Origin of the sequence: Mucilaginibacter flavidus, from assembly GCF_024055575.1 — a bacterium.
Classification (GTDB): Bacteria; Bacteroidota; Bacteroidia; order Sphingobacteriales; family Sphingobacteriaceae; genus Mucilaginibacter; species Mucilaginibacter flavidus.
On record NZ_JAMXOE010000004.1, the window covers coordinates 258,732 to 269,931 of the forward strand.

Annotated in this window: 12 protein-coding genes; 6 read left to right on the forward strand and 6 right to left on the reverse strand. The window is 44.2% G+C overall.

From position 1 onward, the window contains the following. Window positions 1-123: 123 nt before the first annotated feature. The 4 genes from NAF19_RS10310 to NAF19_RS10325 form a co-directional block, all read right to left on the reverse strand. On the reverse strand, window positions 124-1,533 hold the full coding sequence (locus NAF19_RS10310; protein ID WP_252789959.1) for a CCA tRNA nucleotidyltransferase: 1,410 nt from the start codon (window positions 1,531-1,533) through the stop codon (window positions 124-126). A gap of 84 nt (window positions 1,534-1,617) precedes the next feature. Beyond that, the gene (locus NAF19_RS10315) at window positions 1,618-2,184 is read right to left on the reverse strand and encodes an L-threonylcarbamoyladenylate synthase (protein ID WP_252789960.1); all 567 of its coding nucleotides are present in this window, start codon (window positions 2,182-2,184) and stop codon (window positions 1,618-1,620) included. Beyond that, window positions 2,177-3,163 (reverse strand): glycosyltransferase family 9 protein, encoded by a 987-nt coding sequence (locus NAF19_RS10320; RefSeq protein WP_252789961.1) that lies wholly within the window; start codon window positions 3,161-3,163, stop codon window positions 2,177-2,179. Before NAF19_RS10320 ends, NAF19_RS10315 begins: the two co-directional genes overlap by 8 nt. A gap of 128 nt (window positions 3,164-3,291) precedes the next feature. Continuing rightward, window positions 3,292-4,107, reverse strand: coding sequence for a 2,3,4,5-tetrahydropyridine-2,6-dicarboxylate N-succinyltransferase (locus NAF19_RS10325; protein WP_252789962.1), 816 nt, complete (start codon window positions 4,105-4,107; stop codon window positions 3,292-3,294). Window positions 4,108-4,242: 135 nt separating this feature from the next. On the opposite strand from NAF19_RS10325, the gene NAF19_RS10330 reads away from it, so the two are divergent. The 3 genes from NAF19_RS10330 (at window position 4,243) to NAF19_RS10340 (ending at window position 6,520) form a co-directional block, all read left to right on the forward strand. Beyond that, complete coding sequence (locus NAF19_RS10330; protein ID WP_252789963.1) at window positions 4,243-4,644, forward strand: RNA-binding S4 domain-containing protein; 402 nt, start codon at window positions 4,243-4,245, stop codon at window positions 4,642-4,644. 61 nt (window positions 4,645-4,705) lie between these two features. Next, window positions 4,706-6,109, forward strand: a complete 1,404-nt coding sequence (locus NAF19_RS10335) for an undecaprenyl-phosphate glucose phosphotransferase (protein ID WP_252789964.1) — start codon at window positions 4,706-4,708, stop codon at window positions 6,107-6,109. 39 nt (window positions 6,110-6,148) lie between these two features. After that, the gene (locus NAF19_RS10340; RefSeq protein WP_252789965.1) at window positions 6,149-6,520 is read left to right on the forward strand and encodes a DUF4406 domain-containing protein; all 372 of its coding nucleotides are present in this window, start codon (window positions 6,149-6,151) and stop codon (window positions 6,518-6,520) included. 210 nt (window positions 6,521-6,730) lie between these two features. On the opposite strand, the gene NAF19_RS10345 is transcribed toward NAF19_RS10340, so the two are convergent. Both NAF19_RS10345 and NAF19_RS10350 read right to left on the reverse strand, forming a co-directional pair. Then, complete coding sequence (locus NAF19_RS10345) at window positions 6,731-7,195, reverse strand: nucleoside deaminase (protein ID WP_252789966.1); 465 nt, start codon at window positions 7,193-7,195, stop codon at window positions 6,731-6,733. A gap of 101 nt (window positions 7,196-7,296) precedes the next feature. After that, window positions 7,297-7,887: an OmpH/Skp family outer membrane protein gene (locus tag NAF19_RS10350; RefSeq protein WP_252789967.1), complete on the reverse strand. Its 591-nt coding sequence runs from the start codon at window positions 7,885-7,887 to the stop codon at window positions 7,297-7,299. Window positions 7,888-8,228: 341 nt separating this feature from the next. On the opposite strand from NAF19_RS10350, the gene gyrB reads away from it, so the two are divergent. The 3 genes from gyrB to NAF19_RS10365 form a co-directional block, all read left to right on the forward strand. Beyond that, window positions 8,229-10,187, forward strand: coding sequence for a DNA topoisomerase (ATP-hydrolyzing) subunit B (gene gyrB, locus NAF19_RS10355; protein WP_252789968.1), 1,959 nt, complete (start codon window positions 8,229-8,231; stop codon window positions 10,185-10,187). Window positions 10,188-10,384: 197 nt separating this feature from the next. Further along, window positions 10,385-10,771 (forward strand): endonuclease domain-containing protein, encoded by a 387-nt coding sequence (locus NAF19_RS10360; RefSeq protein ID WP_252789969.1) that lies wholly within the window; start codon window positions 10,385-10,387, stop codon window positions 10,769-10,771. 162 nt (window positions 10,772-10,933) lie between these two features. Beyond that, window positions 10,934-11,200, forward strand: a 267-nt coding sequence (locus NAF19_RS10365; RefSeq protein ID WP_252789970.1) for a transposase, incomplete at its 3' end; no start/stop codon positions are given.

Sequence of the window (11,200 nt, forward strand, 5' to 3'; positions counted from 1 at the left end):
GGATGTCGGATGTTCGATTTCGGATTTATAAAGATGCTGCATCAATTATTAGAAATCACTAAAATGTGAATTGTATAGTTGGGTTTTTAAAATCGTAATTCGTAAATCTTATATCGTAAATCGTTACGGCTTCCCCACAACTTTTAAGCCAATTTCTTCGCCTTTGGCAATTGTGTACTGAATAGCCTCTTCCCGACTGTTTGGTATTTCGCCCTCAAGTATGGCTTCGCGTATGTGGTTTTTAATAATTCCCACTTCTCTTCCTTCTTTTATGCCAAAAAGCTCCATAATATCGGTGCCTGTAACGGGCGGCTGCCAGTTACGGATGCTGTCACGCTCTTCCACGTCTTTCAGCTTTTGCTGGACCAGCTCAAAATTATTGCGGTATTTTTTTACTTTATATTCATTTTTTGTGGTGATGTCTGCTTTACACAACAACATCAGACTTTCAATATCCTCGCCTGCCTCAAAAAGTAAACGCCTCACAGCCGAATCTGTTACGATTGATTGTGCCAAAACAATGGGCCTTAAATGCAGTTGCACCATTTTTTGCACAAACTTCATTTTTTCATTCAGCGGCAGCTTTAATTGCGTAAACAATTTTGGCACCATCCGGGCGCCTTTGTCCTCGTGTCCATGAAACGTCCACCCGTGGCCGGGTTCAAAACGCTTGGTGGCAGGTTTGGCAATATCATGCAATATAGCTGCCCAGCGCAGCCACAAGTCCTCAGTCGTTTCGCAAATGTTATCCAAAACCTGCAGGGTGTGGTAGAAATTGTCTTTGTGCCCTTTGCCGTCGATATAGTCGACACCATAAAGTGCCGTCATTTGCGGGAATATTTTGTGCAGCAGGCCAGTATCAAACAAGTAATTAAACCCAATGGACGGTTTTGCCGACAAAATAATTTTATTCATTTCCTCAGTGATGCGTTCCTGCGATATAATGCTAATCCTGTCTACATTATTTTTTATAGCAGCAATCGCCACCTCATCAATTTTGAAATTGAGCTGCGTAGCAAAGCGTATGGCCCGCATCATGCGTAAGGGGTCGTCGCTAAAGGTCTCAACCGGGTTTAACGGCGTGCGGATAAGCTTGTTTTCCAAATCGATTATGCCGTCAAACGGATCAAGCAGCTCGCCATAGGTGTCCGGGTGCAATGATATGGCTAGGGCGTTAATGGTAAAATCCCTGCGTTTCTGGTCATCATCCAAAGTTCCGTTCTCCACTATTGGCTTCCGCGAATCGCGGCGGTATGATTCCTTGCGGGCGCCTACAAACTCAATCTCCAGGTCGCGGTACTTAAGTGATGCCGTACCAAAATTTTTAAAAACGGATAACTTAACATTTAATTTACGGGCAACCGCTTCGGCAAATTCAATGCCGTTACCAAGCACTACAATGTCGATATCCTTTGATGGCCGGTTTAAAAAAATATCGCGCACAAAACCGCCGATAGCGTAAGCCTGCACGTTGTGTTCGCCGGCAAGCTTTGATATCGTTGAGAATATTGGGTTTTGTAAGTGCTGTCTCATTATTTACTAATTACGAATTACGATTTCAGATTTATTACAAATTAAAAAAATCGTAATTCGTAAATCTGAAATCGTAAATTAAAATCACCGCCTGATAAACTCAAACTTTCCATCAGGTGCTAAACGCATTATGGTTGATGGGTTTTTGATCTCCATGTCGTGCTGGTCAATGTCCACTACATAATCAACGCCGCTTATTATTTCTTCATCAATTTGCGAGAAATATTGCGGCGATGGTTTGCCGCTGATGTTCGCCGAAGTTGAAACCAGCGGCTTACGCATGCGCTGTATCAGCTGCTGGCAAAACGGGTGTTTGGCTATTCGGATACCTACGCTGCCATCGGCCGCTATTAATGCGGGCGAAATATTTTTGGCGCCGGGCATAACCAGGGTCAGTGGGTTTTCGGCATATTCTATCAAATCGTAAGCCAAAGGGTTCACATCGCTGATATAGCTTTCCAGTTTGTTTTCGGTGTCCAGCAAAATAATCATGCTTTTTGCCTCATCACGCTGTTTAAGCCTGTAAATTTTGTTTACAGCCTCAGTATTGGTGGCATCACAGCCAATTCCCCATATAGTGTCGGTAGGGTACAGGATGATGCCCCCATCCTGTATCACCTTAAAAGCTTTGGCAACTTCGTCTCTAAGCATGGGGCAAATATACAGTCAATGCGTTAATCATTTGTAATTCATCTAACAGTTGCATGCATTTTGGTATGCCGTAAAGCTTGCAAGTGTTTTTGATGCAAGGTTCGCAGTCCAGCTTCCCGGCACGTAAAACGGTCAAATTGTGTTTGTTATATGGGGCGGTGCTGTGTTCGTTGCCTGCACCAAATAAAACAACGGTTGGCGTGCCAACTGCGTTCGCCAGGTGCGCCGGACCCGAATCGGTCGTTAATATTGCCGCCGACGATGCCATCAGAGCCGCCAAACCGGGCAAATTCGTTTTGCCGGCAAAGTTTTCGATTCTTTCGCGGTTATCAACGCCGGCAATAAGTTCATCAACAAATGCCGCTTCTTTTGGTGCGCCGATAAAAGTTAGCGTTGCACCGGTAAAGGTCGACGTCAGCAAATTGATAATTGCCCGGCCTTTGTCTACAGGCATTCGCCTCGATTCGGCTTCAGAATTAAAATTAACCAATAAACGGGCGTTGTTTTTTTCGGTTGGCTGCGGCAATAGCTTAACCTTCCTGGTGGCTATGTTTTTCCCGGTAAATTGCTCCAGCAAAAACAGGTATTCATCAACGCGATGTAGGTTTGCAGGCGTTTTATAGCGATTTGTCAGCAGGAAAAAACCACCCTCCTTTGCAAAACCAACCCGCTTTTTTGCTCCGGTTGCCCGTGCCATCACTAATGATGACAGCGAAGCAGGCAGGTTGAAAAATATATCATACTTTTCGCCGCGAAGGTTTTTACCAAAGCGATAAACACCGCCGAGTCCCTTGTATTCCAGCTTTGAAAATGGGTGTACTTTATCTATCTCCGGTATGAGCGCAGCAATGCCGGCCAGTTCCTTTTTAACAATCACGTCAATCGCCGAATCCGGGTAAGTTTCCCTCACCGCCGCCACGAACGCAGTGCTCATCACCACATCGCCGAGCCAGTTAGGAAGACGGATCAGGACTTTCATGGGGTTAGTTGATTAGAGGTTAGTTGATTAGAGACTAGTTGTTTGTTCATGGTTCATAGATGATGGTTCATAGCCAAAATAAAAGGCTTTGAACTAATCTCCAATTAACTAACCTCTAATCTCTAAATCTAAACTGCTACATTATTTTCGCGCAGCGCATCATTTAATGATGTTTTTTTATCGGTCGATTCTTTGCGGGTGCCGATTATTAAAGCACAAGGTACCTGGTAATCGCCGGCAGGGAATTTTTTAGTGTATGAGCCCGGAATAACTACCGAACGTGCAGGAACGCGGCTTTTGTATTCGATAGGGTTTTCGTGGGTAACATCAATAATTTTGGTCGATGCGGTTAATACAACATTTGCACCCAATACCACTTCGCGTTCAAGGTGTACACCTTCAACTACTATGGCCCTGGAGCCCAAAAAACAATTATCTTCAATTATAACCGGAGCTGCCTGTACGGGTTCAAGCACACCACCAATACCAACGCCACCGCTTAAATGCACATGTTTACCAATTTGCGCACATGAGCCTACTGTAGCCCAGGTATCAACCATAGTGCCTTCATCAACATATGCGCCTATGTTTACATACGATGGCATCATGATAACGCCTTTTGCAAGGTGCGCACCATAACGTGCGATCGCATGCGGAACCACGCGTACTCCGGTTTGGGCATAGTCCGTTTTTAACTTCATTTTATCATGAAACACAAACGGGCCCACTGAAATTTCTTCCATCTGGCGGGTGGGGAAATACAGGATAACCGCCTTCTTCATCCACTCGTGCGTGTGCCAGCGTGTGCCAATCAATTCAGCTACGCGCATGGTTCCTTTGTCAAGGTTTTCAATTACGGTATCAATAGCGTTAACGTACTCGGTGTAATTCAGCAGGTTCCTGTCTTCCCAGGCAGCCTCTATCAATTTTTTAAGGTCTTGCATCAGTAAATTTTAACTTTCGGCAAATTAAAGGATTTTTAAAGAATTTGTTCAGTAAAGTTAACATACAATTAAACAAATGGAAAATTGTTTAGGTTGAATAGACAAGTGTGTAAAACTTTGTAATTTTGACCACTTATGCCGGTTAAAGAAAAACTTAGGATAGATAAATATTTGTGGGCGATAAGGCTTTTTAAAACCCGCACCCTCGCATCAGACGCGTGCAAAGCCGGGCGCGTAAAGCTGGATGGCCAGAATATTAAACCTGCACACGAGGTGAAAATAGGGGAGGTGTACCAGGTGTCAAAAGGGCAGGACAGAAAGATAGTTAAAGTTACGGGTATGCTGGAGAACAGGGTTGACGCCAAAACTGCTGTTAACTTTTATGAAGACGTTACACCGGTTGAAGAAACGAATGCGTTTAAATCAATGTTTCATGCCCCGGTACTAAAACGCGACAGGGGTACAGGCCGCCCAACCAAGCGCGACCGCCGCGAAATTGACGACCTGAAGGACGACTATTTTGAAAAAGGCAACTAAAAACAACCGCTATATCGTTATCTTGGCAAAAAACTGTACAAATTTAAGCTGCAAAATTTGAATGATAAACAGGCATACCACCTTTTTTAAAGCCTTAAATCTTGTAGTCGACTACCTGGTATTGAACATTAGTTTAATAGCGACTTATTATATTGAGAACAGTACCAGCATATTAGCGGGGAGCAATAAAAAATACCTGCCCATAGTGCTGGTTTTTAATTTGATATGGATGCTGTCGGCCAATATAGCAAAGTTATATTTCGATGTGCTGAACAAGGATTCAATCATAACCTTCCGCAACGTAATTAACGCCTATTTTCTGTTTATCAGTTTTATCTGCTTCACCATATTGATATTAATTGGTACCGAGGCTTATTTTATCACCCGGCAATACCTGTTTTACTCGCTGGCACTGTTTGGATCGTTGTTAGGGTTTTGGAAGGTTATTTTCCTGCTGATACGTAAAAGGCAGCGCGCATCGTTAATGGATACGCGCAGAGCGGTAATTGTTGGCGCCGGCCGCACCGGGCAGGATTTGCACGAATACCTGCTTAAAAATTGGGATACAGGTTACCGGGTAGTAGGCTTTTTTGATGATGAGCCCTCCAACGTTAGCGAAGCAGGTTTGTATTTAGGCGATGTAAAGCACTGTATTACATATGTGAAGCACAATAAAATAACTGAGATTTTTTGCACGCTGCCGGTATCCGAAGCTAAAACCATAAAAAAGCTGATGTTGGATGCCGATAAAAACCTTATCCGCTTTAAATCGGTACCCGAGTATTACGACTATGGCAACAAGCCGGTTTATATCAAAAGTTTTGGGCAAATACCGGTGATATCTGTCCGGGCCGAGCCGTTGGAGAGCCTGTTGAACCGCTCGATAAAGCGTACGTTCGATATTGCATTTTCATTGTTTGTTATTGTTTTTATTTTCAGCTGGCTGTTTCCCATCCTGGCGCTCATTATCAAACTGGAGTCGAAAGGGCCGGTGTTTTTTATACAAACACGGTCGGGCCACAATAACGAGCCTTTTAACTGTTATAAATTCCGCAGCATGTATGTTAACGGTGATGCGGATAAAAGGCAGGCAACGCGTAACGACCGCAGGGTTACCAAATTGGGGGCCTTTATACGGCGTACCAGTTTAGATGAACTGCCGCAGTTTTTTAACGTGCTGATAGGCAATATGTCGGTAGTGGGGCCGCGGCCGCATATGATAACCCATACGGAGGAGTATTCGGAACTGATAGACATGTTTATGGTAAGGCACTTTTTGAAGCCTGGCATAACCGGCTGGGCGCAGATAAAGGGCTTCCGTGGCGAGACCAAAACAGTTGACGATATGAACCAGCGCGTTGAGGCCGACTTGTGGTACCTGGAAAATTGGTCATTTTTGCTCGACCTCAAAATTGTTTTCCTGACCGTGAGGAATTCGCTGGTAGGCGATGAGAACGCGTTTTGACACGCGATCTTTTAGAATAATTCTTTTACAATATCTTATATGAACGACAAAGCCTTAATTATCCTGGTTGCCGGGCCATACCGCTCAGGAACCAACGACGACCCGGTGCTGATGGAAAACAACCTGCGGAAAATGGAAGAAGCCGCGCTGCTTATTTTCAGGGCGGGGCACATACCGGTTGTTGGCGAGTGGTTTGCACTGCCGCTATTAAAAGTCGCAGGGTCAAAGTATCCTGGTGATGCTATTTACGAGGGAATTTCGTACCCTATTGCCCGCCGGATGATTACCAGGGCCGATGCGATATGGCGGATTGAAGGTGCCTCAAAGGGTGCCGACGGCGATGTAGAAAAAGCACACTCACTGGGGATCCCGGTGTATTATAAGGCAGAGGATATACCGGGACTTTCGTAACCTGTTTTCATGCGATAACTAAAAGGCCGGCCCCGGCGGATGAGTTATAAGTCGGCAAGGCGTTCCATTTTTACACGCGGAACACCCGGAACGCTGTGAAACATGTTGATTGTCAGGTATTTAAATTTTAACGTATTTGTGTATATCTCAACCAGTTGCCATAAATTTTCTTTTTACAGGTATGGCTGTGATTTAAAATTAAATCTGCTGCTATCCAATTTCCTGCCAGCGTTTAAAGGCAGGCTGGGCCTCATCGCGCAATAGTTGTACAAATGGCAGCTTTCGTTCGTCCATGCTGCATGCCATTTCATTATAAATGAAATGGTCATCAAAACCTATGTTGGCGGCATCTACCTTTGTGTTGGCGTAGTAGATTTTGTCTATGTGTGCCCAGTAAATGGCGCCCAGGCACATGGGGCAGGGCTCGCAACTGGTATAGATTTCACAACCGGATAAATTGTAAGTACCCAAAGCCTTGCACGCCAGTCTTATCGCCGAAATTTCTGCATGGGCGGTGGGGTCATTCTCGGGTACTACTTTATTGGCGCTGCCTGCCACAACCTCGCCATCTTTTACAATCACCGCACCAAACGGACCGCCAAGGCGCTGCTCAATATTGCTTTCGGCCAATGCAATGGCCATCCGCATAAAGTTTTCATTCATCCCGTTTTCCATAGGTTCAAAATTAAAAAACCCCGGCGATTTGCCGGGGCTTTTGTCATAATATCATTTTGAAAAACACTCGCGCAGTTGCGTGTGCCCTCATCCGTACATTGTTATTTCTTTTCTTTAGCGTAGGCGTCGTTCAGCTTTTTTAAATAATCAGCTGTAACGTCAAGACTTGGGTCAGCATATAAAAGCTGAGCGTTACCTGTTTGGAAGGTCAGCACCATTTTATAGCCATTTTCTTTGGCGTATTGTTTAGTGAACTCATAAACTTTTTCGTAAAGTTTTTTGCTTTCGTCGGCCTGGGCGGTTTGCATCTGGGCACTTGCGTTTTGCTCGTAGCTTTGTTCAGTCTGCCCTTCACGTTGTAAACGTTGCTCGGTAGTTTGGCGCTGGTCGGCGCTCAGGGTAGCAGCGTTTTTTTGGTATTCTGCAATTTCGCGCTGTAAGGCCTGTCTTTTACCACCTACATCGTTCTGCATGCTTTTGCCTTTATCTTCAAGGCGTTTGCGCATATCTATCGAGGCATTGTATTTTGTATTAACCGTATCTTCGTTTATGTAAACAATTTCGGGTTTTACACTTGTTGCTGCAGCTGGTGTGGCCGGGGTTGCTGGTTTGTTTTGATTACATGCTGCTAAGCTTCCGGCAAGTAAAGCACCAAGAGCAATTTTAGTAATAATTGAAGCCGAAGTTTTCATTGTTTTAATTTGTTTTACTGCGATTTACGCAAAGAATTTTGCTTGTTTTGATTTATAAAAATTTTGACAAAGATAAACTTTAAGCACAAGTATCCTAATTTGATGTGCGATTGATTTGAAGATGTGCTAATTTGAAGATTTGAAGATGAGTAGCCTTGGAAATTTAATATTTCAAAGGTTATCGACTTGGCAATATTAAGAATTTATGTGCTTTATAATCTTCAAATTTTCAAATCAACTAATCTTCAAATCAACTATCTTTTCCACACTTATTACTTATCCACAAATGCGGCAATATGGGGTATTTTTCGTACTTTTGAAGGTTATTGTTTTTACCATATATGAGCGAAGAAAAAGAAGACAAATCAAATTATTCAGCAGATAATATACAGGTTTTAGAGGGTTTAGAGGCGGTGCGGAAACGCCCGTCGATGTACATTGGTGACACTGGCGTTAAAGGCCTTCACCACCTGGTGTACGAAGTTGTAGATAACTCGATAGATGAGGCGCTTGCCGGCTATTGCGACACCATAAATGTAACCATCCACAAAGGCAATTCAATTACCGTAGTTGATAACGGCCGCGGTATCCCTACAGGTATTACAACCAAAGAAAAGGTATCGGCATTGCAGATTGTAATGACAGTTTTGCACGCAGGCGGTAAATTCGACAAGGATACTTACAAGGTATCCGGCGGTTTGCACGGTGTGGGTGTAAGCTGCGTTAATGCGCTGTCAATCCACATGAAAACTGTTGTTGAGCGCGATGGCAAAATGTTTACCCAGGAGTACTCGCAAGGGAAGCCTTTGTTTGAAGTAAAGGAGATTGGAAAATCAGACCGTACAGGTACAACCCAAACCTTTCAGCCGGATCATGAGATTTTTACCCTTACAACCGAGTATAAGTACGACACGCTGGCAGCCCGTTTACGCGAGCTGGCTTACTTAAATAAAGGCATCCGCCTAACACTAACTGATGAGCGTACACCCGAAGAGGATGGCAGCTTTTTAACTGAAGAATTTTACTCCACCGGCGGTTTGGCTGAGTTTGTCAGATACCTTGACGGCACACGTACAGCTATAATACCGGAGCCTATTTATGTTGACGGTATTAAAAACGGCATCCCTGTTGAGCTGGCTTTGCAGTATAATGATACGTATTCAGAAAACGTGCATTCGTACGTGAATAACATCAATACTATTGAAGGTGGTACACACGTTGCCGGTTTCCGCCGTGGTTTAACCCGTACTTTGAAAGCTTATGCTGATAAGGAAGGCCTGTTAAAAAACATGAAGATTGAAATTACCGGTGATGACTTCCGCGAAGGGATGACCGCAGTAATTTCGGTTAAAGTGCAGGAGCCGCAGTTTGAAGGACAAACCAAATCGAAGTTAGGTAACAACGAGGTAATGGGGGCTGTGGATATGGCAGTAGGCGAAATTTTAGGTAACTACCTGGAAGAACATCCTAAAGAGGCCCGCATGATTGTGAACAAGGTAATACTTGCCGCAACCGCCCGTGCTGCTGCCCGCAAGGCACGCGAAATGGTGCAGCGTAAAAGCGTTATGGGGGGCTCAGGTTTGCCCGGTAAGCTTTCAGATTGCGCCAACAGCGATCCGGCATTGTGCGAATTGTACCTTGTCGAAGGTGACTCGGCGGGTGGTACCGCCAAACAGGGCCGTAACCGCGAATTCCAGGCTATTTTGCCGCTAAGGGGTAAAATACTGAACGTGGAGAAAGCCATGGAACACAAAATTTACGAGAACGAGGAAATAAAGAACATGTTTACCGGCCTTGGCGTAAGCCGCGGTACGCCTGAGGATGATAAGGCCCTAAATATGGTCAAACTGCGTTACCACAAAATTGTGATAATGACGGATGCGGACGTCGACGGTTCGCACATTACTACGTTGATATTGACTTTCTTCTTCCGTTATATGAAGGAGCTGATTGAAAACGGTTATGTTTATGTTGCTTCGCCGCCGCTTTACCAGGTTAAAAAAGGTAAAGAATTTGAATATTGCTGGACTGAAGAACAACGCGATGCTGCCGTACAACGCCTTAAAGGCGCGGGTAAAGAAGATAGCGTACACATTCAGCGTTACAAAGGTTTGGGTGAAATGAACGCTGAGCAATTGTGGGACACCACCATGAACCCGGCAACCCGCACCCTAAAACGCGCCAGCATTGAAAACGCCGCCGAATGCGACCATACCTTCTCCATGTTAATGGGTGATGAGGTTGGCCCTCGCCGCGAGTTTATTGAGAAGAATGCGAAATACGCGAGAATAGATACATAGTATTTATTTGTCTATATTTTTGAAGGTCACTTGAGTAATCAGGTGGCCTTTTTTTGTGCAGCTAAAAAACAACAGGGTGTCCGAAATCTTATTGTCTATGGAAGAACGGTTCCCCTCTTGAGAGGGGCTAGGGGTGTGTTATTGAACTATCCTCCAAAATACTTGATTTTCCTTAAATTCTTTTCTATTATTGATTTATGCCCCGCAAAATCATCCCATATAATACAAGCCTAAAACAATTCGCCAGAAAATTAAGAAACGACAGCACCCTCGGCGAAGTTTTGCTTTGGAATGAACTGAAAGATAAACAAATGTATGGGTACGATTTTCACCGTCAAAAGCCGCTGTTAAATTATATCGTCGATTTATACTGTTACGAATTGGATTTAGTGATTGAGATTGATGGCCAATATCATAGTTATGAAGAGATATCAAATGCTGACGTCTTACGCGATGAGGAACTGGCTGCTTATGATTTAGTTGTCTTGCGATTTACCGAGCGGGAGGTTAGACAGGATATGGTTAACGTTTTGAGGACAATTGAAAATCATATTTTGGAGCACGGGGCTAAAGGGAAAAAGTGACTTTTTGTTCCCCTCTTGAGAGGGGGCGCATCTGACTGTGTAGTGGCAGGGGTGTGTTCGTCGCCATGCAATATTCGCAATGCACGCGGGCTGACACACCCCTAACCCCTCTCAAGAGTAATAGCCTATGAAAAGACATTTAAAATATGTATCTTTATGATAATGAACATAATAGAAGTACTTGCAAGGTATCACGAGCAGGAGACCTGCATATCGCATTTGGAGGCGATTAGATGGCACGGGGAGCCACAATGCCCTTATTGTAAGAGCAAACAAAGCTCAAAACGTGACGGGACACAGCGGCACCATTGTAATAGCTGTAATAAAAGTTATAGTGTTTTGGTGGGGACTATTTTTGAAGCGACTAAACTTCCTCTGCCGAAATGGTTCCTTGCTATTGCGCTTGTATTGAATGCGAAGAAGGGCTTA